General features: G+C 68.7%; 23 protein-coding genes and 1 other RNA gene. 2 read left to right on the forward strand and 22 right to left on the reverse strand.

The window, feature by feature from the left end:
- Nucleotides 1–46: 46 nt before the first annotated feature.
- On the reverse strand, nucleotides 47–1,408 hold the full coding sequence (gene pmbA, locus MVF76_RS04420) for a metalloprotease PmbA (RefSeq protein WP_297527581.1): 1,362 nt from the start codon (nucleotides 1,406–1,408) through the stop codon (nucleotides 47–49).
- 35 nt (nucleotides 1,409–1,443) lie between these two features.
- Between pmbA and yjgA the strand changes: the two genes are divergently transcribed.
- Entirely contained in the window at nucleotides 1,444–1,953 is a 510-nt protein-coding gene (yjgA, locus tag MVF76_RS04425) for a ribosome biogenesis factor YjgA (RefSeq protein ID WP_297527582.1), read from the forward strand.
- Nucleotides 1,954–2,005: 52 nt separating this feature from the next.
- Here yjgA and tldD read toward each other — a convergent pair whose 3' ends face one another.
- The 13 genes from tldD to leuS all read right to left on the reverse strand — a co-directional run bounded on the left by tldD (nucleotide 2,006) and on the right by leuS (nucleotide 17,701).
- On the reverse strand, nucleotides 2,006–3,451 hold the full coding sequence (tldD, locus tag MVF76_RS04430) for a metalloprotease TldD (RefSeq protein WP_297527583.1): 1,446 nt from the start codon (nucleotides 3,449–3,451) through the stop codon (nucleotides 2,006–2,008).
- A gap of 114 nt (nucleotides 3,452–3,565) precedes the next feature.
- Nucleotides 3,566–4,381, reverse strand: coding sequence for a carbon-nitrogen hydrolase family protein (locus tag MVF76_RS04435; protein WP_297527584.1), 816 nt, complete (start codon nucleotides 4,379–4,381; stop codon nucleotides 3,566–3,568).
- Nucleotides 4,378–4,698, reverse strand: coding sequence for a hypothetical protein (locus MVF76_RS04440; RefSeq protein WP_297527585.1), 321 nt, complete (start codon nucleotides 4,696–4,698; stop codon nucleotides 4,378–4,380). The genes MVF76_RS04435 and MVF76_RS04440 overlap by 4 nt, the downstream gene beginning before the upstream one ends.
- Before the next feature lie 49 nt (nucleotides 4,699–4,747).
- Nucleotides 4,748–8,530 carry a YhdP family protein gene (locus MVF76_RS04445; protein WP_297527586.1) on the reverse strand — a complete coding sequence of 1,261 codons (3,783 nt, stop codon included), beginning with the start codon at nucleotides 8,528–8,530 and terminating at the stop codon, nucleotides 4,748–4,750.
- Between the two features lie 30 nt (nucleotides 8,531–8,560).
- Complete coding sequence (gene rng / locus MVF76_RS04450) at nucleotides 8,561–10,024, reverse strand: ribonuclease G (protein ID WP_297527587.1); 1,464 nt, start codon at nucleotides 10,022–10,024, stop codon at nucleotides 8,561–8,563.
- 10 nt (nucleotides 10,025–10,034) lie between these two features.
- Complete coding sequence (locus MVF76_RS04455) at nucleotides 10,035–10,631, reverse strand: Maf family protein (RefSeq protein WP_297527588.1); 597 nt, start codon at nucleotides 10,629–10,631, stop codon at nucleotides 10,035–10,037.
- A gap of 4 nt (nucleotides 10,632–10,635) precedes the next feature.
- The gene (rlmH, locus tag MVF76_RS04460; protein WP_297527589.1) at nucleotides 10,636–11,106 is read right to left on the reverse strand and encodes a 23S rRNA (pseudouridine(1915)-N(3))-methyltransferase RlmH; all 471 of its coding nucleotides are present in this window, start codon (nucleotides 11,104–11,106) and stop codon (nucleotides 10,636–10,638) included.
- 9 nt (nucleotides 11,107–11,115) lie between these two features.
- Nucleotides 11,116–11,490, reverse strand: coding sequence for a ribosome silencing factor (gene rsfS / locus MVF76_RS04465; protein ID WP_297527590.1), 375 nt, complete (start codon nucleotides 11,488–11,490; stop codon nucleotides 11,116–11,118).
- Nucleotides 11,491–11,524: 34 nt separating this feature from the next.
- Nucleotides 11,525–12,151, reverse strand: coding sequence for a nicotinate-nucleotide adenylyltransferase (nadD, locus tag MVF76_RS04470; RefSeq protein ID WP_297527591.1), 627 nt, complete (start codon nucleotides 12,149–12,151; stop codon nucleotides 11,525–11,527).
- Nucleotides 12,152–12,220: 69 nt separating this feature from the next.
- Nucleotides 12,221–13,459, reverse strand: coding sequence for a glutamate-5-semialdehyde dehydrogenase (locus tag MVF76_RS04475; protein WP_317622929.1), 1,239 nt, complete (start codon nucleotides 13,457–13,459; stop codon nucleotides 12,221–12,223).
- 100 nt (nucleotides 13,460–13,559) lie between these two features.
- Complete coding sequence (gene holA, locus MVF76_RS04480; RefSeq protein ID WP_297527593.1) at nucleotides 13,560–14,591, reverse strand: DNA polymerase III subunit delta; 1,032 nt, start codon at nucleotides 14,589–14,591, stop codon at nucleotides 13,560–13,562.
- A gap of 3 nt (nucleotides 14,592–14,594) precedes the next feature.
- A complete protein-coding gene (locus tag MVF76_RS04485; protein ID WP_297527594.1) occupies nucleotides 14,595–15,101 on the reverse strand; it encodes an LPS-assembly lipoprotein LptE in 507 nt (168 codons plus the stop codon).
- Between the two features lie 14 nt (nucleotides 15,102–15,115).
- Nucleotides 15,116–17,701 (reverse strand): leucine--tRNA ligase, encoded by a 2,586-nt coding sequence (gene leuS / locus MVF76_RS04490; protein WP_297527595.1) that lies wholly within the window; start codon nucleotides 17,699–17,701, stop codon nucleotides 15,116–15,118.
- Between the two features lie 130 nt (nucleotides 17,702–17,831).
- Here leuS and MVF76_RS04495 point away from each other — a divergent pair, with 130 nt between their 5' ends.
- Nucleotides 17,832–18,359 (forward strand): zinc ribbon-containing protein, encoded by a 528-nt coding sequence (locus MVF76_RS04495; RefSeq protein ID WP_297527596.1) that lies wholly within the window; start codon nucleotides 17,832–17,834, stop codon nucleotides 18,357–18,359.
- Between the two features lie 29 nt (nucleotides 18,360–18,388).
- On the opposite strand, the gene MVF76_RS04500 is transcribed toward MVF76_RS04495, so the two are convergent.
- The 8 genes from MVF76_RS04500 to MVF76_RS04535 all read right to left on the reverse strand — a co-directional run bounded on the left by MVF76_RS04500 (nucleotide 18,389) and on the right by MVF76_RS04535 (nucleotide 25,634).
- Complete coding sequence (locus MVF76_RS04500; RefSeq protein ID WP_297527597.1) at nucleotides 18,389–19,429, reverse strand: hypothetical protein; 1,041 nt, start codon at nucleotides 19,427–19,429, stop codon at nucleotides 18,389–18,391.
- Nucleotides 19,426–20,916: an apolipoprotein N-acyltransferase gene (lnt, locus tag MVF76_RS04505; RefSeq protein WP_297527598.1), complete on the reverse strand. Its 1,491-nt coding sequence runs from the start codon at nucleotides 20,914–20,916 to the stop codon at nucleotides 19,426–19,428. Before lnt ends, MVF76_RS04500 begins: the two co-directional genes overlap by 4 nt.
- A gap of 12 nt (nucleotides 20,917–20,928) precedes the next feature.
- Nucleotides 20,929–21,801: an HlyC/CorC family transporter gene (locus tag MVF76_RS04510; protein ID WP_297527599.1), complete on the reverse strand. Its 873-nt coding sequence runs from the start codon at nucleotides 21,799–21,801 to the stop codon at nucleotides 20,929–20,931.
- A 66-nt stretch (nucleotides 21,802–21,867) separates the two neighbouring features.
- Nucleotides 21,868–22,329, reverse strand: coding sequence for an rRNA maturation RNase YbeY (gene ybeY, locus MVF76_RS04515; protein WP_297527600.1), 462 nt, complete (start codon nucleotides 22,327–22,329; stop codon nucleotides 21,868–21,870).
- Nucleotides 22,319–23,299 carry a PhoH family protein gene (locus MVF76_RS04520; protein WP_297527601.1) on the reverse strand — a complete coding sequence of 327 codons (981 nt, stop codon included), beginning with the start codon at nucleotides 23,297–23,299 and terminating at the stop codon, nucleotides 22,319–22,321. The genes ybeY and MVF76_RS04520 overlap by 11 nt, the downstream gene beginning before the upstream one ends.
- Before the next feature lie 26 nt (nucleotides 23,300–23,325).
- Nucleotides 23,326–24,687, reverse strand: a complete 1,362-nt coding sequence (gene miaB / locus MVF76_RS04525; RefSeq protein WP_297527602.1) for a tRNA (N6-isopentenyl adenosine(37)-C2)-methylthiotransferase MiaB — start codon at nucleotides 24,685–24,687, stop codon at nucleotides 23,326–23,328.
- A 79-nt stretch (nucleotides 24,688–24,766) separates the two neighbouring features.
- An RNA gene (rnpB, locus tag MVF76_RS04530) (RNase P RNA component class A) lies at nucleotides 24,767–25,113 on the reverse strand.
- Nucleotides 25,114–25,163: 50 nt separating this feature from the next.
- Nucleotides 25,164–25,634 carry a hypothetical protein gene (locus MVF76_RS04535; RefSeq protein WP_297527603.1) on the reverse strand — a complete coding sequence of 157 codons (471 nt, stop codon included), beginning with the start codon at nucleotides 25,632–25,634 and terminating at the stop codon, nucleotides 25,164–25,166.
- Nucleotides 25,635–25,894: the final 260 nt, after the last annotated feature.

The following is a 25,894-nucleotide window of genomic DNA, read 5'->3' on the forward strand; positions in this document are numbered from 1 at the left end:
CGGCCCATGACCCAGATCAAGAGCAGGTTCACACGCATATGCAGGTTCAGTCCCCGGCGATGGTCATGGATTCGATCAGCACCGAACCGGTGCGGATGTTGCCGCGCAGGTCGACATCGGACCCGACCCGCAGGATCTGACGGAACATGTCACGCAGGTTGCCGGCCACGGTGATCTCCTCCACCGGGTACTGGATTTCGCCGTTCTCCACCCAGAAGCCGGCACAGCCGCGCGAGTAATCACCGGTGACGATGTTCACGCCCTGCCCCATCAATTCGGTAATCAGCAGGCCGCGATCCATTTCACGCAGCAGGCCGTCGAGCCCGGGGCCGTTGCTGTCGATGGTGAGATTGTGCACGCCGCCGGCGTTGCCGGTGGTCTGCATCCCCAGCTTGCAGGCGGAGTAACTGTCCAGCACATAGCCGCGCAGGATGCCTTCGCTGACCAGGTCACGCTCTCGGGTGGCCACGCCCTCGCTGTCGAAGGGCGCGCTGCCCAGTGCCTGCGGCAGGTGCGGCTGCTCGTGGATATGCATGAAGGCGGGAAAGACGGCATGGTCGAGCTGGTCGAGCAGGAAGCTGGAACGACGGTACAGGTTCGAACCCCGCACCGCGGCCACGAAACTGCGGAACAGGCCGGAGGCCAGCTCGGCACTGAAGATCACCGGCGCCTTGCAGGTAGCAATCTTGCGCCCGCCCAGCCGGCGCAGGGTGCGCTGGGCCGCGCGCTCGCCGACCGCCTCCGCCGCCTCCAGGGCATCGGGCCGGCGCGACACCGTGTACCAGTAGTCGCGCTCCATGCGTCCGTCCTCGGCGGCGACCACGGCGCAGCTCAGGCTGTGACGGCTGGAACGGTAACCGCCGACGAAGCCATGGCTGTTGCCGTAGACGCGCAGACCCTCGTGACTGGACAGGGTCGCGCCCTCGGAGTTGCTGATGCGCGGGTCCAGCTCGCGTGCGGCCTGTTCGCAACGCAGGGCCAGCGTGGTCGCCGCCTCGGGTCCGATGTGCCAGGGGTGATACAGATCCAGATCCGGCACCTCGCGCGCCATCAGCTCGGCCGGCGCCAGGCCGGCGCAGTCGTCCTCGTGGGTGTAGCGCGCGATGTCGCAGGCAGCCTCTACCGTCTCCGCCAGCGAACGCTCGGAAAGATCCGAGGTACTGGCGCTGCCCTTGCGCCACCCGTAGTAGACGGTCACGCCGACGCCGCGATCGCGGTGGAACTCGAGCGTCTCGACATCTCCGAGGCGGACCGTGACCGAGAGCCCCTGGTCCAGGGTCAGGCCGGCCTCGGCAGCCGTCGCACCCCGTTCGCTGGCAAGATCCAGTACCTGGCGGATGGTCTGCTCGAGTGCCTCGACCGCTGGCAACGGCACTTCGGTATGGGACAGGCCTTCCAGTTCATTCATAATCGTTTTCCCGAATCCCGAGACATGGGGCTGCCGTGAGCGACGAACCCCTCCAAACTGAATCTCCCGAGCAGCCGCCGAGCAAATCGCAGCGCAAGCGCGAAGCCGGGGCCCTGCAGGCGCTGGGCGAACGCCTGGTCGCCCTGCCCGCTGCGACCCTCGCCGGCATGCCGTTGGACGGAGAACTGCGCGAAGCCGTGGCACTGGCAAGGCGCATCAAGGCCCGCGGCGGGCGCCGTCGCCAGCTCCAGTACATCGGCAAGCTCATGCGCCAGCGCGACACGACCGCCATCCAGGCCGCGTTGGCCGATCTCGATCGTGGCCGCCAGGCCGAAGCCCGCCGCCAGCGGGAACTGGAGGCCCTGCGCGACCGCCTGATCGAGATGGGCGATGCGGCGCTGGGCGAGGTCATCGAGCGCCACCCGGACGTGGACCGGCAACAGTTGCGCCAGCTCATCCGGCAGGCCCGCCGCGATCAGGCCGCCGGCAAGGCGGCCGGTCCGCGCGCACTCTTTCGCCACCTGCGGGCGCTGGAGGAGGACTGACACCGGAAGCCGCCGGGGCACACGCAATACATCCGCGAAGCCGGCTCATGCCTCACGCGCTCGTCCCGCCCACCGTCAGGTTATCCACCTTCAGGGTCGGCTGCCCCACGCCCACCGGCACGCTCTGGCCCTCCTTGCCGCAGGTCCCCACACCGCGGTCCAGCGCCAGGTCGTTGCCGACCATGGAGACCTGCTTGAGCACCTCGGGGCCGTTGCCGATCAGGGTGGCACCCTTGACCGGCCGTGTCACCCGGCCCTTCTCGATCAGGTAGGCCTCGCTGGCCGAGAACACGAACTTGCCCGAGGTGATGTCCACCTGGCCGCCGCCGAAGTTGACGGCGTACAGCCCCTTCTCCACCGAGGCGATGATTTCTTCCGGATCGTGCTCGCCGGCCAGCATGTAGGTATTGGTCATGCGCGGCATGGGCTGGTGGGCATAGGACTCGCGGCGACCGTTCCCGGTGGAGCGGGTGTTCATCAGCCGCGCGTTCATCTTGTCCTGCATGTAGCCCTTGAGGATGCCGTTCTCTATCAGCACCGTGCACTCGGTGGGCGTACCCTCGTCGTCGATGTTGAGCGAACCGCGCCTGCCTTCGAGGGTGCCATCGTCCACCACCGTGCATTGCGGCGAGGCCACCTGCTCGCCGATACGGCCGGCGAATGCGGACGTGCCCTTGCGGTTGAAGTCGCCCTCCAGGCCATGGCCCACGGCCTCGTGCAGCAGGACGCCCGGCCAGCCCGGCCCGAGCACCACGGTCATGTTGCCGGCCGGCGCCTCCACCGCCTCCAGGTTCACCAGCGCCTGGCGCACCGCCTCGCGTGCGTGCCACAGGCAGCTGTCGTCATCGGTCAGCAGCGCATAGCCACCGCGCCCGCCGCCACCGGAACTGCCCTGTTCGCGCCGCCCGTCGTGCTCGGCAATGACGCTTACGCTCATGCGTACCAGCGGGCGCACGTCACCGGCCAGGGTACCGTCGGAAGCGGCCACCAGCACCGCCTCGTGCACGCCGGCGAGACTGACGATGACCTGCTTCACGCGGGGATCCTGGCGCCGCGCCTCGGCATCCACCCGCCGCAACAGGTCCACCTTGTCGTCAGCGCTCAGGGTCTCCAGGGGGTCCACCGGGGCGTAGAGGCTTCGCCCCGCCGTGGGTGTCCAGGCCCGCACCGTGCCCGCCTGCCCGGCATGGGCGATCGCCCGGGCCGCCTCCGAGGCCTGCAGCAGTGCCGGCAGCACGATTTCGTCGGAATAGGCCAGGCCGGTCTTTTCACCGCTGATGGCACGCACGCCGACGCCCTGCTCGATGCTGTGGCTGCCTTCCTTGACGATGCCGTCCTCCAGCACCCAGGACTCGAAACGGGTGGACTGGAAATAGAGGTCGGCGGCATCCACCTGCCGCCCCATGAGGCGATCCAGCACCCGGGCGAGGTCGCCCTGATCCAGGCCGCCCGGTTCGAGCAGCAGTTGCGTGGCCAGTTGCAGTCGGTTGTCGTTCATGCGTGTATTCGAAGATTCAGGTTCCGCTCCAGCTTACGCGTCCCCCTGCCACAGTAAAGATCCGCCAGCGGGCGCGCGGCTATTCCGCCCCGCAGGCAGAAAGCGGCCGGGCCGTCAGGAACAGTGCAGGCGTCGATGGTCCAGGCTGGGAAAGTTGCGCCGCGTGGTCCGCAGTTGCTCGATGTCGATGGCCGCGCTGACCACGCCGGTACCGCGCGGCAGGCGGTCGAGGACATTGCCCCAGGGATCGACCACCATGGAGTCGCCGAAGGTCTCGCGGCCGTTGACATGATAGCCGCCCTGCGCCGCGGCGATGACATAGCAGAGGTTCTCCAGGGCACGGGTCCGCACCAGCAGTTCCCAGTGCGCCTTGCCGGTGACCGCGGTGAAGGCCGAGGGCACGGCCAGCACCTCCGCGCCCTGATCGAGCATGGCACGGAACAGCTCGGGAAAGCGCAGGTCGTAGCAGACCGCGAGGCCAAGGCGGCCGACGGGGCTGTCGATCACCACCACCCGGTCGCCCGGCTCGATGGTCTCGGACTCGACATAGCGCTCCTCGTCCCCGACCTGCACATCGAACAGGTGCATCTTGTCATAACGCGCAACCCGTTCTCCCGCGGCATCATAGACCAGGCAGGCAGCACGCACCTTGTCGGGCACGCTCGCCTCCAGCGGCAGGGTGCCCCCGACCAGCCACACGCCGTTCTGGCGCGCCTGCTGGGCGAGAAAATTCTGCATGGGACCCTCGCCGTCGGGTTCGCGGATGGCGACCTTCTCCTGCTCGGTCATGCCCATGATGGCGAAATTCTCGGGCAGCACCACCAACTCGGCGCCGGTCTCCGACGCGCGCGCGATCAGGCGCTCGGCCTCCAGCAGATTGGCGCCAACCTTCGGGCTGGACGCCATCTGAATGCTCGCCACCCGGCTCACGGCGCCCGCCCGTGCAACAGTTCCAGGCGCAGCTCGGCGCCGTCCACGCCGCCCGGCAGCAGCCGTATGCGCTGCCCCGGCAGGCCCAGGGCGATCAGCCAGCCGCGCAGTTCATGCGCCCACAGCCCGCCGGTCTCGCCACCGGGATAACGAATGGCCAGCTCGGCTGCCGGCGCCGAATCCAGTGCCGCGAGCGCCGAACGCAAGGCGGGCATCTGCAGGATCTCCTCGCCGCCACGTGGCCGCGCCCAATCCTCTCCGGCAATGCGCCAGCCCGCCGCCTGGACGGCGGGGATGGTCGCGAACAGTAGGGTCATGAACAGCCTCGTTTTCATGAACGAGAGAATACCACAGCCGCACGCCTGCTCATCGCCGTCCCTCCGTTTCCGCTTCGTCGTCCTGGATTCGCGTGAACACGGGTGCCTCCCAGCTTCCGGTCACGCTGTACTGGTAACGGGTCAGGGCCTCCACCTGTTTCGACAGCAGGCGGTCGGCCAGGAACAGGGCCGCCCCCACCGCCGGCCCACCGGCAATGGCACCGGCCAGCGGAAGACCCGAAGTCACCTCGGGAATGACTGTCACGAGCTGGTCGTAGTCACGTGCGGCCAGTCCGGTGCGTCCGGAGATCTCGATGCGCGCTGCCGGCCCTTCGATGACCAGGTCGTTGGTATAAGCGTTGCCGTCTATCAGGGTAAAGCGCCCCTCGATGCGGTCGAAGGAAAAGCCCCGTCTGAACAGATCGGAGAAGTCCAGGCTCAGACGCCGAGGCAGCGCATGCAGGCTGAGCAGGCCGAACACGCGGCCGGCGCCCGGATCGAGCGAGGTCAGGCTGCCCTTGCCGATGCGCAACGCCAGGGTACCCTCCACCTTCGCCAATTCGAAGTCCATGGGCGCACCCGGCCAGTTGGCGTTGATCTCGGCGCGCGTTTCGCCGCCCCGCACGTTGCCGGCATAGCCAAAGGCCTCCAGCAGCCGGCCGAGATCGCCGCCGGTGATGTTGATGTCGAACCGCGAGCGTTCGCGCTTCGCGTCCCTTTGCCACTGTCCGCGTGCCGTCAGTTGCAGCCACTCGCTGTCCACTTCCAGTGGTGCCACCGCCAGGCCACTGCCGTCGTCCAGCGGCCGGGTCCGCAGGCGCACCTTGCCCAGCTCGCGACCGGCCAGCCGCAGGGCGTCGGCAGAGAAGTCCAGCGGCGGCAGGCTGCGGGGGTCCAGGTCACGGTCGGAGAGCCTGCCATCCGGCTCGGGTATCACCAGCCGCGCGAAGCGCGCCGACAGGGGGCGCGCGACGGTCGCAACCCCGGGCAGCCGCACTTCGCCCCTCAGGTCCTCGCCCGTCAGCGCGATCTCCCAGCCACCGGCTGCGGGTCGGGCGGCAATCGCCGCGGCGCCGAATGTCCTGCCGGCGTAGCGAATCCGGCCGCACTGGACATCGACCCCCAGCAGGCGCCTGGTCTCGAAGCTGCTACCCGAACCCGGTGCCAGTGCCCGCCAGGCATCGACCGGACACACCGCCAGCCGCCCGCGGATGCGTATGCCGGGCACGTCCAGCAACCGCGCATCGTTTCCGCCCAGCACCAGTTCGGCCCGTTCCAGCGCCAGCCGCCGCGTATCGCCGCTGAGCAGGAAGACGGCGGAATGGCCGTCGAGCCGCGCCCGGAACAGGTCCGGCCGGCCATCGACCAGCCGGGTCTGCAACCGGAAGGGCATGGCCGCGTCGGCAGCCTTGCTGAAAGGTTCCGGGAACGCCAGCGCCGTGCCCCGCAGGTCGCTGGACAGGGACAGGCCCAGGTCGGCCTCGCCGGGTCGCAGATCCAGCGCCAGCATCCATTCGCTGCGGCCACGTATGCGATCGCGCAGACCGCTCAGCGCCGCAGGCAGGTGGTCGTAGAGCGGCCAGCGCCCGCGCAGGCGCACCTGCCGGCCCTGGGACGTCGGACCAATGTCGAGCCGGGTCGGCGTCTCCCACAGCCGCGCCTCGATACCCGAGGCATCGAGGCCCGCCTCGCTGAAACCCAGCTCGCCACGCAAATCACTCAGCACGAGTCCCCAGTCGCGCAGCTCGAGGGCATTGCCGGCCAGCGTCACCTGCCCATCGAGCTTCAGCGGCCGGCGATCGACGCGACGGATGGGCAGATCGAGCACAAGTTCGAGACGCGCCTGCCCCCGCCCCCTGAGCGGATCCAACGGATAGCCGCGCCGGCCCAGCGGACTCTCGCGCACATAGCGCAGCATGTCGTCGAAGGGTCCCGTGGCGTGGCCGCTGATCCCGAGCCGGGCGCGCCTGAGGTCGGCGATGGTCACCCGCACGTCTTCGGCCGTCGCGCCCAGCAGACGCGCCGACGGTGCGTGGATGTCCATGGACGCGTTGACAAAGGCGACCTCGGCCTCGATTTCCTCGATGCGATGCCAGTCGGGATGGTAGTCGAGCACCCCGTCGCGCACCTGGGCACGAATCTCCATGCGCCCCTCGCCATGGCGGAAGGGAAAGTCGGCGAGCCGGCCACGGAACAGCATGGCGGCGACCGGGATGTCCCCGCTCACCAGTGACCGGTCCAGCCAGGCCAGGGTCCGGGCCGGCATGCGGCCAACGGGCAGATAGTCGCGCACGGCCGCCACCCGGGCACCGGTCACCTGGGCCTGCATGTCCAGCAGCGGCGACTGACCCGGCAGCCGTTGCAGCGTCAGCCGCAGGGCGCCGGCGAGATCGGGATTGCGGATCTTCAGTTCGCCGGCATGCAGCCAGATCCCGTGCGTCTCGTCACGCCCCCAGTCGAGCCGGCCATCGACCGCAGTCAGCCCGAGCGCACCACGGAACAGCCCCGGTGCCACGAGAACCAGCGGCGTCCCTTCCAGGGTCAGCCGACCGCCACGGTCCGTGCCCTCGATAGCCAGTTCGCCCCCGGCCAGGCCCGGCAGGCCTCCGAACGGTCGGGTGGAGAAGGCGTCCAGCCGACCCTGGTAACGCAGGTCCTGCAGCCTGTGCCCGACCAACGCCGCGGTCAGGCGCAGGTCGCGCAGGGCACCGCGTGGTGCCAGTCCTTCGAGCAGCTCGCGATCGCCCGGTGCCAGGGGCATGAACCCGGCAGCCAGCCGTCGCAACAAGCCGATATCGAGGCGGCCCACCCGCAGATTGATGCGGCGTTCCTCTGCTGCCCCGGCAACGGCCAGCACCAGCCGGTTGCCGGAACGGCCACCGTCTTCGGACTCGATCTCCAGCGAGCGCAGTGCCAGTGACCAGCCTTCCGGACCACGCGTCCACTCGAAGGCTCCGTTGAGTCGGCGCGCCGCGAACAGGGGCAGGGGCGTATCCGCTCGCGACAGCATCGGCAACCGCACATCCAGCACCCCGGCCAGTGCCCGCAAGCGCCCCTGGTCGAGGGCGGCCCGGACATTGATATCGGAGAGTCCCCCGACCTGCAGTTCGTCCAGCAGCCGCCACTCTGCAAGCCGGGCCAGCCGAAAGGCGGAGGCAGCCACATGGATGTTGCCGGACAGGGACGCCGGCTTGCGGGGGTCGCCAGTGACATCGGCCGCCAGCTCCAGCGTCGACCCCCGCTGCGAATCGAGCACCAGGGAAAGATTGAGCTGGCGCCGCTGGCGCAGGCGACGCAGCGTGCCGGCCATGTCGGTCACCCGCAGCTCGGGCAGCCGTTGCTGCCGGTCGTGGAAGACCAGACTGATGTCACTCAGTTGCAGCCGCGACTGGCCCAGCAGCAGCCCCCAGGGATCGGCATGCGGGGGCAGCGCCTCGGTGCCCGCCAGCCGCAGGCGCCCCGCTTCGTCGCGCACCAGCCGCAGGTCGACACCGGAAAGCCGCAACTGGCGGACGCGGGGCTGACCGCCGGAGAGCAGCGGCCACAGGTCCAGTCCCACCCCGACCTCGGCTGCGTCCAGCAGCGGCCGGCCATCCACGGGATGCCGCCACTGCACGCCAAGCAGGCGCAGCTCCGGCCCCAGGCCATGCCAGGCGAGATCGAGTTCGCGGATGCGGACACGCTGGCCGCTGCGGTCATGGACCCAGTCCTCCAGCCACGACTGGTATCCCTCCATCAGCGGCAGGGCAAGGCGTGCCGTGCTGAGCAGCACCGCCAGCAGGATCACCAGCGCCGCGACACCGTACCAGAGGGCACGCATCAGCGTGCGCATGCTGCCCCCGGCGCCATCGGGCGCGGGCGGTCAGAGCAGTACGACGTCATACTGCTCCTGGGTGTACAGGGACTCGACCTGGAAACGGATGGGGCGGCCGATGAAGGTCTCCAGTTCGGCAAGACTGGTGGACTCCTCGTCGACCAGCAGATCGACCACCTCCTGGGAGGCCAGCACCAGCAGTTCCTGGGCATCGAACTGGCGTGCCTCGCGCAGGATCTCGCGAAAGATCTCGTAGACGACCGTCTCGGGCGTCTTCAGCGAGCCACGGCCGCCGCAGGTGGGACAGGTCTCGCAGAGCACGTGTTCCAGGCTCTCTCGCGTGCGCTTGCGCGTCATCTGCACCAGGCCCAGGCTGGACACCTCGCTGATGTGGCTCTTGGCGTGATCGCGTTCCAGGCTCTTTTCCAGCGCCCGCAGCACCTGCCGCTTGTGCTCCTCGTCGGTCATGTCGATGAAGTCGATGATGATGATGCCGCCGAGATTGCGCAGCCTGAGCTGCCGGGCGATGGCCTGGGCCGCCTCCAGGTTGGTCTTGAAGATGGTCTCCTCGAGGTTGCGATGCCCCACATAGGCGCCGGTGTTGACGTCGATGGTGGTCATGGCCTCGGTCTGGTCGATGATGAGATAGCCGCCGGACTTGAGCTGCACCTTGCGTTCCAGCGCCTTCTGGATCTCGTCCTCGATGCCATACAGGTCAAAGATGGGTCGCTCGCCCGGATAGTACTCGAGCTTGTCGGCTACCTCGGGCACATATTCGGCGGCGAAGGACTGCAGCTTCTGGAAGGTCTCGCGCGAATCCACCCGCACCTTCTCGACCTCGCTGCCGACCAGGTCACGCAGCACCCGCGAGCCCAGCGGCAGGTCCTCGTGGACGATGCTGCCCGGACTGGCCCCGGCCGCGCGATCGCGGATCGAATGCCAGAGGCGGATCAGGAAATCCATGTCGGCGCGCAGGGCGTCGGCATCGACGCCCTCGGCCGCGGTGCGCACGATGAAGCCGTGCCCCTCTGCCTGCGCACCTTCGGCAATGATCTGGCGCAGGCGCTGGCGCTCGGCCTCGTCCTCGATGCGCTGGGAAACCCCGACATTGCCGGCATTGGGCATGAACACCAGGTAGCGTGAGGGAATGGTGATGTGGGTGGTCAGGCGCGCGCCCTTGGTGCCTAGGGGGTCCTTGATCACCTGGACCAGCAGTTCCTGGCCCTCGTGCAGCAATTCGTTGATGGTGCCGCCGTTGCGGGCGGTGGCCACGCCCTCGATCTCCGAGGTCGCAATGTCCGAGGCATGCAGGAAGGCCGCGCGCTCCAGCCCCGCGTCGATGAAGGCCGCCTGCATGCCGGGCAACACCCGGCAGACCACGCCCTTGTAGATGTTGCCCACCAGTCCGCGGCAGCGAGCGCGCTCGATCAGCACCTCCTGCAGGACACCGTTCTCGACCACGGCCACGCGGGTCTCCTGCGGGGTGACATTGATCAGGATTTCTTCACTCATGCAGTTGCCTTCAGGACTCCAGTACCGGGACGCCGAAGCGGCCCAGAAGTTCCGCGGTTTCGAACAGGGGCAGCCCCATCACGCCGGAGTAACTGCCCACCAGGTCCGCGACGAAAATGGCACCCAGTCCCTGGATGGCATACCCTCCCGCCTTGTCGCGCGGCTCGCCGCTCGCCCAGTAGGCCCGCCGCTCCTCGGGGGTGATCTCCCGGAAACGGACCTCGCTGCGACTGAGGCACACCTCGGAACGATCACCGTCCGTCATCGCCACCGCCGTCAGTACCTCGTGGGTGCGCCCGGACAGGCGTTCAAGCATGGCCAGGCCCTCCTCGGCTCCGGCCGGCTTGCCCAGCGGCTCGCCATCGAGCACCACCAGGGTATCGGCCCCCAGTACCGGTACCGCAAGGCCATCGGGCCGGAGCGCCAGACCGGCCCGGGCCTTGGCCGCTGCCAGCCGCTGCACCAGCGCCGCCACCGACTCGCCGGGACGCCGCAACTCGTCGACCCCGGGCCGTACCACGCGGTGGCGTACGCCGATCTGGCGCAGCAGTTCGGCGCGCCGCGGCGAGGCGGAGGCCAGGCACAGGCGGGGCGCATCAGGGCTCATGACCTCATTCCCGATGGTAGGGGTGACCGGTGAGCAGGGTCCAGGCCCGGTACAACGCCTCGGCGACCAGCACCCGTACCAGCGGGTGCGGCAGGGTGAGCGGCGACAGCGACCAGGCGAAGTCGGCGCGTTCGCGCACGGCCGCATCCAGGCCCTCGGGGCCGCCCACCATCAGCGCAAGGTCCCGGCCATCGCTCATCCAGCCTTCCAGTTGCCGTGACAGCTGCGGGGTGCTCCAGGCGCGGCCCTCGACCTCCAGCGCCCCGACCAGCGCTCCGCGCGGCACGGCGGCCAGCATGCGCTCGCCTTCCTCGCGCAGCAGCCGCGCGACATCGGCATGCCTGCCGCGGCGGCCGGCCGCGATCTCGGTGAGTTCCAGCCGGCACTCGCGCGGCAGCCGCCGGGCATAGGTCTCGTAGCCCTCGTTCACCCAACCGGGCATGCGGGTGCCGACGGCGATCAGCCGGATGCGCATGCGCCGGCCTCAGCGCGCCTCTTCGCCACGATGGCCGGCGGCCTCCTCGGAAACCGACCAGAGCTTTTCCAGATTGTAGAAGGCACGGGTCTGCGGCAGCATCAGGTGCACGATCACGTCGCCCAGATCGACCAGTACCCAGTCGCTGCCGCCCTCGCCCTCCACACCCAGCGGCGGGAAACCGGCCTTTTTCGCCTGCTCGACCACATTGTCGGCAATGGCCTTCACATGGCGGTCGGAGGTGCCGCTGGCGACGATCATGAGATCCGCGATGGAGGTCATGTCGCGCACGTCCGCGACCCAGATGTCCTGGGCCTTGAGATCCTCGAGCGCGTCGATGACGCAGCCGCGGATCCGGTCGGTGGTTTCGTTGAAGGGTTTCACGTCGTCTTCCAGCTCCTGCCGCCCGGGGACGGCCTCAGTTCCGATACAGGCCCTCGGCCTCGATGTAGTCCAGCACGGCATCCGGCAGCAGCCAGCGCGGGCTGCGGCCGGCGGCGCAGAGTGCGCGGATACGGGTCGCCGAGATGTCCAGCGCCGTCACCGGGCAGGGCCAGATATCCCCCGCGGGCCGCGCGCGCAGGGCCTCGGCGTCGTCCACCCGGTGCGCCGAGAGCAGGTCAGCGACCGGTCCCGACACCGGCAGCGCACCGCCCGGCCGGGTCATGACCACCAGATGCGCCCGTTCGATCAGCCGCTCCCATTGGTGCCAGCGGTCCAGATGAGCAAAGGCATCCAGACCCAGCACCAGCGCCAGCGGTGTCTGCCCGGCTTCCTCGCGCAGCGACGCCAGGGTATCCACCATGTAGGAGACACCGCCACGATCGAGTTCCCGGGTGTCGACGCGCAGCCGGTTCTGGCCAGGCAGCGCACGCTCCAGCATGGCCAGCCGCTGCGAGGGACTGGCGACGGGCTGCGCCCGATGCGGGGGCCGGTACGCGGGCAGCAGCCGCACCTCGGCCTCCAGCGTCTCGGCAACCTCGAAGGCCGTGCGCAGGTGTCCGAAGTGGATGGGATCGAAGGTGCCGCCGTAGATGCAGATCATGGGGCCGGCAACCGGGACGGCGGGCCACTGACAGGCACGGCTGAGGCAGCCCGCACGGGCGCCCGGCGCTCACTCGCGGATGTGGCCATCGCCGAGCACGACGAACTTCTGCGTGGTCAGCCCCTCCAGGCCGACCGGGCCGCGGGCGTGCAGCTTGTCGGTGCTGATACCGATTTCGGCACCCAACCCGTACTCGAAGCCGTCGGCAAAGCGTGTGGAGGCATTGACCATCACCGAACTGGAATCGACCTCGCGCAGGAAGCGCCGCGCATGGCCATAGTCCTCGGTGACGATGCTGTCGGTGTGGCCCGAACCATGGCGGGTGATGTGCTCGATGGCGGCATCGAGACCGTCCACCACGCGAATGGCGAGGATGGGCGCCAGGTACTCGGTGCCCCAGTCCGCCTCGGTCGCAGGCACGGCATCGGGCACCAGTTCGAGGGTGCGCGGGCATCCGCGCAGCTCCACCCCGGCCTCGCGATAGGCCTCGGCCAGCCGCGGCAGCAACGTCTCCGCCACCATTGCATCCACCAGCAGGGTCTCCATGGTGTTGCAGGTGCCGTAGCGCTGGGTCTTGGCGTTCACCGCCACCCGTATCGCCTTGTCCGGATCGCAGGCGGCGTCGAGATACACATGACAGACACCATCCAGGTGTTTGATGACAGGCACGCGCGACTCCTCGGCGACGCGCTCGATCAGTCCCTTGCCACCCCGGGGCACGATCACGTCCACGTACTGCTTCATGCGCAACAGCTCGCCGACGGCGGCGCGGTCGGTGGTTTCCACCACCTGCACCGCGTCCAGCGGCAGGCCGGCGGCCTCGAGCCCGCGACGGATGCAGGCGGCGATGGCCTGGTTGGAGTGCAGAGCCTCGGAACCGCCGCGCAGGATAGCGGCATTGCCCGACTTCAGGCACAGGCCGGCGGCATCGGCGGTCACGTTGGGCCGCGACTCATAGATGATGCCGATGACACCCAGCGGCACCCGCATGCGTCCGACCTGGATGCCCGACGGGCGGTAGTCGAGGCCGGTGATGGCCCCCACGGGATCGGCCAGCGCGGCGATCTGGCGCAGGCCCTCGGCCATGGTGGCGATGCGGGCATCGTTCAGTGCCAGCCGGTCCAGCAGCGCCTCGTCCAGGCCGCGGGCGCGGCCGGCCTCCAGGTCGCGGGCATTCTCGACCTTCAGCCGCTCGGCATCGGCCTCGATGGCGTCGGCCATGGCCAGCAGCGCGGCATTCTTGGCCGCGGTCGACGCCACGCCCATGCGTCGCGAGGCAGCGCGGGCGCGCTCGCCCACGGCCTGCATGTAGGCAGGGATGTTCAGATCGAGGGTATCCGGTGTTGCGTTCATCCGCGTCGAATAATTACAAATAAATCAGTTAGTTGAAAGGCAACCCGGCGATTGCTCAGGCGGCCGGGCGCGGCGGCAGCCCGAGCCGGCGGCCGGCCAGGGCGAGGCTCAATTGTACCAGCTCGTCCCAGGGGTTGCCCGGCGCCTGGCCCTTGATGACCCGGTCGATCAGGGCACAGCGCGCCAGCAGGGCCTGCCAGGCCCGCGGCCGGAAGCGCTTCAGGGCCGCGCCGACCGGCCCCTGCCGGGATTGCCAGACGCGGAAACGCCGCAGCACCGCCGCCGGCGCCTCGCCGCCGGCGACCGCTTCGGCCATGCCGGCAAGGTTGCGGATCTCGCGCGCCAGCGCCCACAGCACCAGCACCGGTTCCACACCCTCGCCGCGCAGGCCCTCCAGCATGCGCAGGGCCCGGGCTGCCTCTCCGGCAAGGGCACTGTCGACCAGCCCGAACACGTCGTAGCGCGCGCTGTCCGCCACCGCCGCCGCAACCGCGGCCTCGTCCACCTCGCCGGCGACCAGCAGCGCCAGCTTGTCGATTTCCTGTGCCGCGGCGAGCAGATTGCCCTCGACCCGTTCCGCCAGCAGCTGCACCGCGCCGGGGGTGGGCTTCAGGCCCCGGGCCTGCATGCGCTGGCGGATCCAGCCCGGCAGTTCGCGCATGCCCACCGGCCAAACCGGCACACTGACCCCGGCGCCCTCCAGCGCCTGCACCCATTTCGACTTGCGCTGGCCGGCGTCCAGCTTGCCGCTGACGATCAGCAGCAGGGTGTCCTCGGGCGGACGCTCGGCCCAGGCCCGCAGGGTGCGGGCACCGACATCACCGGGTTTCGCGCCGGGCATGCGCAGCTCGAGGATGCGTCGCTCGGCGAACAGCGACAGGCTGGCCGCCGCCTCGTCCAGCCTGGCCCAGTCGAAGCCCGGTTCCACCGTGTAGACCTCGCGTTCCGCATGGCCGGCCTTGCGCGCGGCATGGCGCACGGCATCGGCGGCCTCCTGCACCAGGAGGGGCTCGTCGCCATGAATGAAATAGAGGGGCGCGAGCGCTCCGCCCAGATGCTCCGCAAGCTGGTCTGGACGGAGCTGCATGGCTCAGTCCCGGCCCTCGAGCCGCCGCAGCAGCAGGCGCACCAGATCGGACTGCATCTCGCGATACAGGATCGCCTCCTCCCCCGACTTGCCCAGCGGATCGTTGGGGTCGTAGAGATAGTCGCGCGTGGCGCGCAGGGTCTGCCGCGGCAACAGGGTGCTGCCGTCCGCGGCCCGCACCTCGAACGCCAGGCGCTGCGCCAACTCGTATTCCTGGACCTTGCCGGTCGCGCGCACCGACAGCACCCGCCGCTGGCGACCGGTATCGAGTATGCGCAGTTCGGTAGCCGGGCCGGTTGCGTCGGGGCCCAGCACCCGGGCACCGGCACCTTCGAGCCCGCGGACCAGCATCCGCCCCAGCTCGGAATGGGGGCTGACGCCGGACAGGCGTACCTGCTCCAGCCCCGGGCGCAGCTTGACCTCTCCGCGCAGATGGAATCCGCAGGCGCTCAGTCCACCCAGTACCAGCAGCAGCACCAGGCTGCGAAAGAACACCTGCATCAACGGCATGTTCCTGTCCCTGTTCAGACCACCAGATTGACCAGCTTGCCGGGCACCAGGATCACCTTGCGCAGTGGCTTGCCCTCGATGAAGCGCTGCACGTTGGCATCGGCCAGCGCCGCCGCCTCGACCTGCTCCCGGTCGGCAGCGGCCGGCACCAGGATCCGCGCCCGCACCTTGCCATTGACCTGCACCACGAGCTGGATCTCGTCCTGCACCCGCGCCGCCGGGTCGGCCTTCGGCCAGGCGGCATCGACCACAGGATCCTCGTGACCCAACGCCTTCCAGAGTTCGTGGCAGATGTGCGGCACGATGGGCGACAACAGCAACACCACCGTCTCGCAGGCCTCGTGCATCACCGCTCGCCCCTGGGGCGACTCGTCCTCGAAGCGCGACAGGGCGTTGATGAGCTCCATGACCGCGGCAATGGCCGTGTTGAAGGTATAGCGGCGACCGATGTCGTCGCTGACCTTGGCAATGGTGTCGTGGGTCTGGCGGCGCAGCGCCTTCTGCGCTTCGTTCAGGGCGCCCGCTTCCAGCGCCGGGACGGGGCCGGCAGCGACGTGGGCCGCGACCAGCTTCCACAGCCGCTTGAGGAATCGGAAGGCGCCCTCCACGCCGGCGTCCGACCATTCCAGTGACTGGTCCGGCGGCGCCGCGAACATGGTGAACAGGCGCACGGTGTCCGCGCCGTAGCGGTCGATGAGCTGCTGCGGATCGACGCCGTTGTTCTTCGACTTGGACATCTTCTCGATGCCGCCCACCTGGACTGGCTGCCCATCCGCCTTGAGGCGGGCGCCGATGATGCGTCCCTTGTCGTCGCGCTCGACCTCGACCTCTGCGGGGTTGTACCAGTTGCGCCGGCCGGCCTCGTCCTCGCGGTAGAAGGTTTCCGCCACCACCATGCCCTGGGTGAGCAGGCGGGTGAAGGGCTCGTCGCTGTGCACCAGCCCCTCGTCGCGCAGCAGCTTGTGATAGAAGCGCGCATACAGGAGATGGAGAATGGCATGCTCGATGCCGCCGATGTACTGGTCGACCGGCAGCCAGTGATCGGCCCGCTCGTCGAGCATGGCGCGGTCGTTGTCGGGGCAGGCGAAGCGGGCGTAGTACCAGGACGACTCCATGAAGGTGTCGAAGGTATCCGTCTCCCGTTCCGCGGGTCCGCCACAGCGCGGGCACTCGGTATCGATGAAGCTGCGCAGCTTCTTCAGCGGCGAACCGCTGCCATCGATCTCCACGTCCTCGGGCAGCACGACCGGCAGCTGATCCTCGGGCACCGGCACCGAACCGCAGTCCGGGCAGTTGATGACGGGAATGGGACAGCCCCAGTAGCGCTGGCGCGACACGCCCCAGTCCCGCAGCCGGTAGTTGACGGTGCGCCGGCCCCGGCCTGCCGCCTCCAGGTGGGTGGCAATGGCATCGAAGGCCGCATCGAAATCCAGACCGTCGAAGGGTCCCGAATTGCGCAGCACGCCGCGCTCGGTATAGGCCGCCGCCTCGACGCCGGCCTCGCTGCCGTCGGCCGGGAACACGACCTGGCGAACCGGAAGGCCATACTTGCGGGCGAACTCGAAATCGCGCTGGTCGTGCGCCGGCACCGCCATCACCGCGCCGGTGCCGTAGCCCATGAGCACGAAGTTGGCCACCCACACCGGCACCCGCTCGCCGCTGACCGGATGCCGGGCCCACAGGCCGGTGTGCATACCCCGCTTCTCCATGGTTTCGAGGTCGGCCTCGGCCGTGGTGCTCCTGCGGCATTCCTCGATGAAGGCCGCCAGCTCGGGATTGTCGCGCGCCGCCTGCTGCGCCAGCGGGTGTTCCGCGGCGACCGCGACGTAGGTGACGCCCATCAGGGTATCGGGACGGGTGGTGAAGACCGTGAGCCGCTCATCGCTGCCCTCGATGTCGAAGGAAAGCTCCAGGCCCTCGGAACGGCCGATCCAGTTGCGCTGCATGGTGCGCACGGCCTCGGGCCAGCCCTCCAGCCGGTCCAGGCCCTCCAGCAGCTCCTCGGCATAGGCCGTGATCTTCATGAACCACTGGGGTATCTCGCGCCGCTCGACCGGAGCCCCGGAGCGCCAGCCCTTGCCGTCGATCACCTGCTCGTTGGCCAGCACTGTCTGGTCCACCGGGTCCCAGTTCACGGTCGCCATCTTCTTGTACACCAGCCCTTTCTCGTAGAGCCGGGTGAACAGCCACTGTTCCCAGCGGTAGTACTCGGGCCGGCAGGTGGCGATCTCCCGCGACCAGTCATAACCGAAACCCAGGCGCTTGAGCTGGCCCTTCATGTAATCGATGTTGCGGTAGGTCCACTCGGCCGGCGGCACCCGGTTGGCGATGGCGGCGTTCTCGGCCGGCAACCCGAAGGCATCCCAGCCCATGGGTTGCAGCACCGAACGGCCCTGCATGCGCTGGTAGCGGGCGATGACATCGCCGATGGTGTAGTTGCGCACATGCCCCATGTGCAGCCGGCCGCTGGGATAGGGGAACATGGACAGGCAGTAGAACTTCTCCCGCGCCGGATCCTCGACCGCACGAAAGCTGCCCTCCGCCTCCCACAGCCGCTGGACCGCGGGTTCTATCTCGCCGGGCCTGTAGTGATCGTCCATCGGAGCCTGCCAACCCTCGAAAATGCAAAGGCGGAAGCATACCCCAGCGCCCGAGGCGCGGCCAACACGGCAGGTGCGGGTGGCGGTGCTACAATGGGCCCGGATTCAACCGCAGGTGGACGGACAGACGATGAGCGAAGGTCAGCAGCACGACGAAGGCTCGATCGAACGACTGGTCCAGGGCTACCGGCGCATGATGGAGCGCCTCAAGGCCGCCATCGAGGAGGCCGGCGAGGAGGCGAAACCCACGCTGGAGGAAAACCTGCGCCGCGCCCAGGAAAAGGCGGTCGAGCTGGGCGAACTGACCCGCGAGGAGGCCGAGAAGGTCGCCGGCTACCTCCGCCGCGATCTGGAGGACGCCGCCCACTACCTCGAGGACACCGGCAGCGAGCTGGCGCAGTGGCTGCGCTTCGACCTGGAACTGATCGAGGACCGGCTGCTGGACATGCTGCTCACGGTGGCCGACCGCACCCGCCTGGAGCTGGCCGAGTTCGAGCGCCAGATGCAGCGGGCGGCCAGCTACCACACCGGCGAGATCACTGGTCCCGGCGTGCTGCGCTGCACCACCTGCGGCGAGGAACTGCATTTCCGCGAGCCCGGCCACATCCCGCCCTGCCCGCGCTGCCACGGCACCGAGTTCCAGCGCGTCAGCGCCTGAAAGATACCCCCCGGCCGGATTCCGTTCCTTCAGCCGGTTACGGCCACTGCTGCCAGTGCAGCCTCGATCTCGCCTGCCGACAGCGCGTCATAGGCAGCGCGGCTGGCCGTGATCATGCGGCCCGACAGTTCGCACCAGGTGAGTCCGACGCTCCAGGCCGGCACCTCGACCGTGCCCTGCATGGCACGTGGCACCACCCAGGCGCCCGAGCCCCTCAGCAGCAGATTGTAAGGACAGCCCCTCGCGTGCAACGCATGGAGTGCCGCACGAAGATCCGCCTCGCTGCTGCAGCGCAGCACCTCGAGCGGATAGGCCTCAACACCCCCGTTGTGCACCCACCGATCCGATTCCACCGGCAGCGGCGTGGCATCGACGAACAGCTGCAGGTGCAGGTGATTGACCGAGGCATAGCCGCCAAAACTGTTGTAACCGATGCCGAACCCGGGCAGCGCGCCGGACAACAGCTCACCGAGCGCCCACAGGTATGCCGTCAGTTCCGGGGTGAGGAACTGCGGATGACCGGCTTCGCGCTCGGGTACCAGCAGGCCGTGCAGCGGCGCGAAGGGATACTTGTTGTAGTAGAGATCCAGCGGCCGGCCCAGCAGCTCGCCCGACCAGAGCCGCTCGCGGAGCATGAAGGGCTTGTTGAAATTGAATCGGTGGGGATCGAAGGGCGCGCGGATGTCTTCCGGCACGAGATCGGTGATGCGGCGCGGGCGCAATGACCGCAGCAGGTTGAACACCAGTTGCCAGGGTCCCTCCGCGCGCTGCTCGGTGGGCGCCAGCCGTTCCAGACCCAGCGCCATCAGCTTCAGGAACACCATCAGGTCCTCATCGACCACGGCGAAGGGGCGACCCTCGGCCAGGGTCTCGCGCACCTCGGATGCCAGCACGCGGAAACGGGCCTCGAGCACGGGCCCCAGCCGCGCGGCCAGCTCGGGCTCGGCGGTGGCGTTGGCGCACACCAGGATGAAGCCGCTGAGGTCCGCGCCCTCGAGCAGATCGCCCAGCCCGCGGGCGAAGGCATCGCGCAGGGCCCGCGGCGAGGCCAGCGGCGCGGGCAGGCTCATGCGCGCCGCCCCCGCCGCAGCGCCACCCCCACCAGCGCCAGGGCCAGCGCCAGCACCGGCAGCTCGCCGAGCTGCACATAGGGTGTCGCGCCCCGGCGCGGCTGGATCGTCTCCCGTACCACCGCCGGCTCGAACTGCGGCGCCCGGCCCAGGATTCGTCCGTGGTGATCGATGACCGCGGTGATGCCGGTGTTGGTGGCGCGCAGCAGCGGACGCCCGGTCTCCAGCGCCCGCATCCGCGCCATTTCCAGGTGCTGGGGGGGGCCCAGCGAGGCGCCGAACCAGGCGTCGTTGGAGACATTCACCAGCAGTCCCGCCTCCGGGAGCATCTGCCGGACTTCTTCGGGGAATATGATTTCGTAGCAGACCGAGGGACCCACGGCGACACCGCGCACCTGCAGCGGTGGCTGCTGCGGATCACCGGCGGAGAAGTCCGCCACCGGCAGCGGCATCACCGCCAGCAGGTCGCCCAGCCAGCGCCGCAGCGGCAGGTACTCGCCGAAGGGCACCAGGTGCCGCTTGTAGTAGACGCCCCCGCCCGCTCCCACATGCAGCACCCCGTTGTAGTAGCGCCAGTCCTCGCGGTCCAGTACCGGAATGCCGACCAGCAGATCACTGTCGGCGGCCGCCGCCTCGCGCCGGAGCTGCGCCAGGAAGCTGTCGGCCACCTCGTGCAGAAAGGCCGGAATGGCCGTCTCCGGCCACACCACCAGTTGCGCATGCCAGCCCGGCGCGCGCCACTCGTTGCGGGTCATGAGCAGGTAGCGTTCCAGGGTGGCGAGCCGTTCCTCGGGCTGCCACTTGCGCTCCTGGGGGATGTTGCCCTGGATCAGGCTCACCCGCAGCGGCTCGCCGTCCGTCTCCGTCCATTCCACCGGCCTGAGCAGGGTGCCGAGCAGCGGCAACAGGAGCACCAGTGCCCAGGCCATCGGGCTGCGGCCGGCGCGCCGCAGCAGCAGGGCCAGCGCACCGGCCAGCGCCGCTGCCGCCATGCCCACCCCATACACCCCCACCAGCGGCGCCATGCCGGCCAGCGGTCCGTCGATCTGGCTGTAGCCCAGGCTCAGCCAGGGGAAGCCAGTGAACAACCGGCCGCGCAGCCACTCCGCCAGCAACCACAGGGCCGGGAAGAGCAGCAGCAGGCTCGCGGCCTCGGATCGGCGCCACCAGGCCAGCAGGGCGGCAACGGCGGCGGGGAACAGGGCCAGGAAGGCGGCCAGCAGGGCGGCAACGGCGATCGCGACTGGCAGGGGGGAATGGCCAAACACGTGGATGCTGACATGCACCCACGAAACTCCGGCACCGAACAGGCCAAGACCGAACAGCCAGCCATGAAGAAAGGCCGCGCGCACGCCTTGCGGCCGCCACAGCAGCCACAGCGCCAGCGCAGCAACCGGCAGCGGGTGCAGCCCGAAGGGCGCAAAGCCCGCCACCGAGACGGCGCCCAGCAGCGGCGGCAACAGCCAGCGTGCCAGCACCCCGTTCACGCCCTTCCCGCCTCAGCCCGCAGCGGAGGCATCGGAGGCCGGCAGGGGTTCCGGCAGTTCCAGTTCCAGCATGTGAATGCGACGGGTATCGGCGCGCAGCACCCTGAATCGCAGGCCGTCCAGGGTCACCGTTTCGCCGCGCTTGGGCAGGTGGCCGAAGGTACGTGCCACCAGGCCGCCGATGGTGTCGAACTCCTCGTCGTCGAGATGGGTCCCGAAATACTCGTTGAAGTCCTCGACCGGCGTGAGCGCCTTGACCACATACCGGGTATCCGAACGGCGCAGTATGAAGCTGCCTTCCTCGATGTCGTGCTCGTCGGCGATCTCGCCAACGATCTGCTCCAGCACGTCCTCGATGGTGACCATGCCGGCGACCCCGCCATACTCGTCGACCACGATGGCCATGTGATTGCGACTGGCGCGAAACTCCTTGAGCAGCACGTTGAGGCGCTTGCTCTCGGGAATGAACACCGCCGGCCGCATGACGTCGCGGATGTCGAAGCCGGCGGACTCGTCCAGCCGGTAGCGCAGCATGTCCTTGGCCAGCAGGATGCCGACGACCTCGTCGCGGCTCTCGCCAATGACCGGAAAGCGGGAGTGGCCGGATTCGATGATCACCGGCAGGATATCCTCCGGGCTGTCATCGCGCTCCACCACCACCATCTGCGCCCGCGGGATCATGATGTCGCGGACCTGCATGTCGGCGACCTGCAGCACCGCCTCGATCATGGACAGGGCATCGGCATCGAACAGGTTCCGGCGCTGAGCGTCGCGCAGCAGCTCGATCAGCTCCTCGCGATTGCGGGGCTCGCCCGAGAAGGCCTGGCTCAGTCTCTCCAGCCAGGACTTCTGCCCGGAACCGTTGCTGGATCGGTCTTCGTTCATGTTGCCTCGAACAGGTTGCACAGGGCCCGATGCCACGCACGCATGGCATCGGGTCCTGGGCCGCCCTCAGTAAGGATCACCATAGCCCAACCCGGCAAGGATCTCGCGTTCCAGAGCCTCCATGCGCTCGGCCTCTGCGGCCTCCAGGTGATCGTGACCCTGCAGGTGCAGCATGCCGTGCACCAGCATATGCGCCCAGTGCGCGTCTGGCGTCTTGCCCTGCGCCTTCGCCTCGCGTGCCACCACCGGTGCGCACACTACCAGATCGCCGATCAGGGTGGTGGGGACGCCCGGCGGCGCCTCGAAGGGAAAGGACAGCACGTTGGTCGGCCCCTGCCGGCCACGGTAGCGCGCGTTGAGTTCCGCGCTCTCCGCCTCGTCGACGATGCGCACCGTCACCTCGGCCGGTCGCGCCCGCAGCCAGGCGGCCTGCGCCCAGCGCCGGACATCGGCAGCCGCAGGCAAGTCCCCGGCAGCACTGGCGACCTGCAGGTCGACCTCGACGTCGGCGCGGATCTCAGGAAGCATCGTCCCCGTTCCCCTGACGATAGCGGTCGTACGCGGAGACGATGCGCTGCACCAGCGGATGCCGCACCACGTCGCGGGCATTGAAGAAGGTGAAGTTCACACCCTCGATGTCGCGCAGCACCTCGGTGGCCTGGCGCAGCCCGGACCGGGTGCCGCGCGGCAGGTCGATCTGGGTCACGTCGCCGGTCACCACCACGCTCGACCCGAAGCCGATGCGGGTCAGGAACATCTTCATCTGCTCGACGGTGGTGTTCTGCGCCTCGTCGAGGATGATGAAGGATTCGTTCAGGGTACGCCCGCGCATGAAGGCCAGCGGCGCCACCTCGATGATGTTGCGCTCGATCAGCCGCGCCACCTGCTCGAAGCCCAGCATTTCATAGAGGGCGTCGTACAGCGGCCGCAGGTAGGGATCGACCTTCTGCGCCATGTCGCCGGGCAGGAAACCGAGCCGCTCGCCGGCCTCCACCGCGGGCCGGACCAGGATCAGCCGCCGCACCTGTTCGCGCTGCAGTGCATCCACGGCACAGGCCACCGCAAGATAGGTCTTGCCGGTACCGGCCGGACCGATGCCGAAGTTGAGATCGAAATCACGGATGCCGGCCAGGTAGCGGCGCTGGTTGGGACCGCGGCCGCGGATCTCGCCGGCACGGGTGCGGATGACGACTTCCTCGGTATCGGCCGCCTCTTCCCCGGTCTCGGCCTCGGCCTGCTGCAGGCACAGGTGCACGCGCTCGGGCGTGAGCGGGCTGCGTCCGGCCTCGTCGTACAGCGCCTGCAGCACGGCACCGGCGCGCCGCGCCGCGGCCGGCTCGCCGATGACGTGAAAGCGGTTGCCGCGGTTGTTGATCTCGACTCCGAGCCGGCCCTCGATCTGTCTGAGGTTCTGGTCGAACTGGCCGCACAGTTGCGCCAGCCGCTCGTTGTCGGCCGGCTCCAGGGTGAGATCATGTACGGCGGGTTTCGGGGTCAAGGCAGGATCAGGTCAAGAGCGCGTATTCAGGCCCAGTTGGCAGCGGAATCGCCGGCAGGCTCGTCCAGGCCCAGCAGCTCGCCGCGCAGCGAGTTCGGCAGCGCCTCGGTGATGCGCACGCGCACGAAACGTCCGACCAGTGCGGCATCGCCATCGAAGTTCACCACGCGATTGTTCTCGGTGCGGCCTGCGATCTGCCGCGGATCCTTGCGCGAGGGGCCTTCGACCAGAATCCGCTGCTCGCTGCCGACCATGCCGGCGCTGATGGCCGCGGACATCTCGCTGATGCGTGCCTGCAGCCGCGACAGCCGCGACTTCTTCACCGACAACGGCACATCGTCGGGGAGTGCGGCTGCCGGGGTGCCGGGGCGGGGACTGTAGATGAAACTGAAGGAGGCATCGAAGCCGATGTCCTCGATCAGCGCCATGGTGGCCTCGAAGTCGGCCTCGGTTTCGCCGGGGAAGCCGACGATGAAATCGGACGACAGGCTGAGATCCGGTCGTGCCTCGCGCAGGCGACGCACGATGGCCTTGTATTCGAGCGCGGTGTGATTGCGCTTCATCAGCGCCAGGATGCGATCCGAACCCGACTGCACGGGCAGATGCAGATGACCGACCAGCTCGGGTATCTCGGCATGGGCCTGGATCAGGCTGTCGTTCATCTCCAGCGGATGTGAGGTGGTGTAGCGGATGCGGTCGATGCCGTCGATGGCGGCAACATAGGTAATGAGCAGGCCGAGATCGGCGATCTCGCCGTCGTGCATCGGGCCACGATAGGCATTGACGTTCTGGCCCAGCAAGGTGATCTCGCGCACGCCCTGTTCGGCCAGCGCCGCGACCTCGGCGATGATGTCGTCGAAGGGACGGCTGACCTCCTCGCCACGGGTATAGGGCACCACGCAGAAACTGCAGTACTTGCTGCAGCCTTCCATGATGGAGACAAAGGCCGTCACGCCGTCGGCCCGCGGCTCGGGCAGACGATCGAACTTCTCGATTTCGGGAAAGGAGACGTCGACCACGGGCTGCCGTTCCGCCTCGAGCGCGTCCAGCATCTCCGGCAACCGGTGCAGGGTCTGGGGCCCGAAGACCAGGTCCACGTAGGGCGCGCGCTCGCGCAGGGCCTCGCCCTCCTGGCTCGCCACGCAGCCCCCGACGCCGATCACCAGCTCCGGCCGCGTACGCTTCCAGTCCTTCCACTGGCCGAGCTGCGAAAAGACCTTTTCCTGCGCCTTTTCCCGGATGGAACAGGTGTTGAGCAACAACACATCGGCCTCTTCCGGCCTGGCTGTCAGTTCCAGGCCGCGCGCGGAACCCAGCACGTCGGCAATCTTCGCCGAATCGTACTCGTTCATCTGGCAGCCGAAGGTCTTTATGTAAAGTTTCTTCATGTCACTAAGGGGTGAGGCGTGAGGCGAAGGGAGCCAGTGCCTGCCCCTCACGCCTCACTGCCTCACGCCTCACTCGAATAACTTGAGTCGGCCTGTAAGCCGGGTTCTGTCGAAGACAGCCATTCATCTGGGATGCCCGTCACCGGACACCTCTAGCGACCTACCCGGGATCGGCGCGGGCCACGCCATCGATCCCCTATTTGGTCTTGCTCCAGGTGGGGTTTACCGTGCCGCGGCGTGTTGCCACCCGCGCGGTGCGCTCTTACCGCACCTTTTCACCCTTGCCTGTGCCCGAAGGCCATCGGCGGTCTGTTTTCTGTGGCACTTTCCGTGGGCTCGCGCCCCCCAGGCGTTACCTGGCACCCTGCCCTGCGGAGCCCGGACTTTCCTCGAGGGCCTGGCCCCCGCGGCTGTCCGACCGACTCGAACCAAAGATTGTACCATGGGGTCGAACAACCGGAAATCAATGAGTTGTATCAACGCCGCCGGTAGGTCAGCCGGCCCAGCACCCGGTTCAGGGGATTGTCGCGATCGAGGAAGGGCAAGGGTGGCGTGCGCCGCACCCCCAACCGCAACCGGAGCTGGCGCAGGCCGGCATGATTGGGATCGATGCGCAGACCGCGGCCGATGGCCGCGCAGGCCTCGCGGCGCTGGCCCAGCTTGATGTGGGCGCGGGCCAGACATTCGTGGGGCTCGGCAAACAGCAGCGCCAGCGCGGCCGCCTCCTGGCACAGCGCCAGCCCGTGCCGCTCGCCGACCATCACCAACGCCAGCCCCTCCCAGGCGCGCACCCGGGCATAGGCCGGGGTCTCCCGGTCCAGCACCCGGCTCGCCAGTGCAAAGCTGCGCACCGCGGCCTGCCAGTTGCCGGCGCCGGCCTCGGCGACGCCGCGATCGAAGTCGGCCACCGCCGGCCCCATGGACAGATCGAGAACTTCGTTCATCATCGCCTCCCTGCTGTCGAATCCCGAAACCGTTCCTTTCAGAACCCCATGCGCTTCCATGGCGTGGGGCGCCGCCAATCATGACCCATTGCCGCGCCCGGCGCCAGTTTGCGCCGGGCTGCATCCGGATGCAACGCAGAGTACGCGGAGACGCGGAGGACACCGGGCAGAAAGGGCAATGAAAACCCTGTCCATGCGCACCGAGCGCTTCAATGCTGCCGTCATGGCAAGCGCACCGACCGTGCTCGCTGCCATGACCGACA

This window comes from Thiohalobacter sp., assembly GCF_027000115.1.
Classification (GTDB): Bacteria; Pseudomonadota; Gammaproteobacteria; order Thiohalobacterales; family Thiohalobacteraceae; genus JALTON01.

What these genes read in the sequence shown, in the direction of transcription:
- pmbA (WP_297527581.1), bottom strand. Translation starts at nt 1,408, where the DNA reads ATGAATGAACTGGAAGGCCTGTCCCATACCGAAGTGCCGTTGCCAGCG.
- tldD (WP_297527583.1), bottom strand. Translation starts at nt 3,451, where the DNA reads ATGAACGACAACCGACTGCAACTGGCCACGCAACTGCTGCTCGAACCG.
- MVF76_RS04440 (WP_297527585.1), bottom strand. Translation starts at nt 4,698, where the DNA reads ATGACCCTACTGTTCGCGACCATCCCCGCCGTCCAGGCGGCGGGCTGG.
- MVF76_RS04445 (WP_297527586.1), bottom strand. Translation starts at nt 8,530, where the DNA reads ATGCGCACGCTGATGCGTGCCCTCTGGTACGGTGTCGCGGCGCTGGTG.
- rng (WP_297527587.1), bottom strand. Translation starts at nt 10,024, where the DNA reads ATGAGTGAAGAAATCCTGATCAATGTCACCCCGCAGGAGACCCGCGTG.
- MVF76_RS04455 (WP_297527588.1), bottom strand. Translation starts at nt 10,631, where the DNA reads ATGAGCCCTGATGCGCCCCGCCTGTGCCTGGCCTCCGCCTCGCCGCGG.
- rlmH (WP_297527589.1), bottom strand. Translation starts at nt 11,106, where the DNA reads ATGCGCATCCGGCTGATCGCCGTCGGCACCCGCATGCCCGGTTGGGTG.
- nadD (WP_297527591.1), bottom strand. Translation starts at nt 12,151, where the DNA reads ATGATCTGCATCTACGGCGGCACCTTCGATCCCATCCACTTCGGACAC.
- MVF76_RS04475 (WP_317622929.1), bottom strand. Translation starts at nt 13,459, where the DNA reads ATGCAGGCCGTGGGCGAGCGCGCCCGCGCTGCCTCGCGACGCATGGGC.
- holA (WP_297527593.1), bottom strand. Translation starts at nt 14,591, where the DNA reads ATGCAGCTCCGTCCAGACCAGCTTGCGGAGCATCTGGGCGGAGCGCTC.
- MVF76_RS04485 (WP_297527594.1), bottom strand. Translation starts at nt 15,101, where the DNA reads ATGCCGTTGATGCAGGTGTTCTTTCGCAGCCTGGTGCTGCTGCTGGTA.
- leuS (WP_297527595.1), bottom strand. Translation starts at nt 17,701, where the DNA reads ATGGACGATCACTACAGGCCCGGCGAGATAGAACCCGCGGTCCAGCGG.
- MVF76_RS04495 (WP_297527596.1), top strand. Translation starts at nt 17,832, where the DNA reads ATGAGCGAAGGTCAGCAGCACGACGAAGGCTCGATCGAACGACTGGTC.
- MVF76_RS04500 (WP_297527597.1), bottom strand. Translation starts at nt 19,429, where the DNA reads ATGAGCCTGCCCGCGCCGCTGGCCTCGCCGCGGGCCCTGCGCGATGCC.
- MVF76_RS04510 (WP_297527599.1), bottom strand. Translation starts at nt 21,801, where the DNA reads ATGAACGAAGACCGATCCAGCAACGGTTCCGGGCAGAAGTCCTGGCTG.
- ybeY (WP_297527600.1), bottom strand. Translation starts at nt 22,329, where the DNA reads ATGCTTCCTGAGATCCGCGCCGACGTCGAGGTCGACCTGCAGGTCGCC.
- miaB (WP_297527602.1), bottom strand. Translation starts at nt 24,687, where the DNA reads ATGAAGAAACTTTACATAAAGACCTTCGGCTGCCAGATGAACGAGTAC.
- MVF76_RS04535 (WP_297527603.1), bottom strand. Translation starts at nt 25,634, where the DNA reads ATGATGAACGAAGTTCTCGATCTGTCCATGGGGCCGGCGGTGGCCGAC.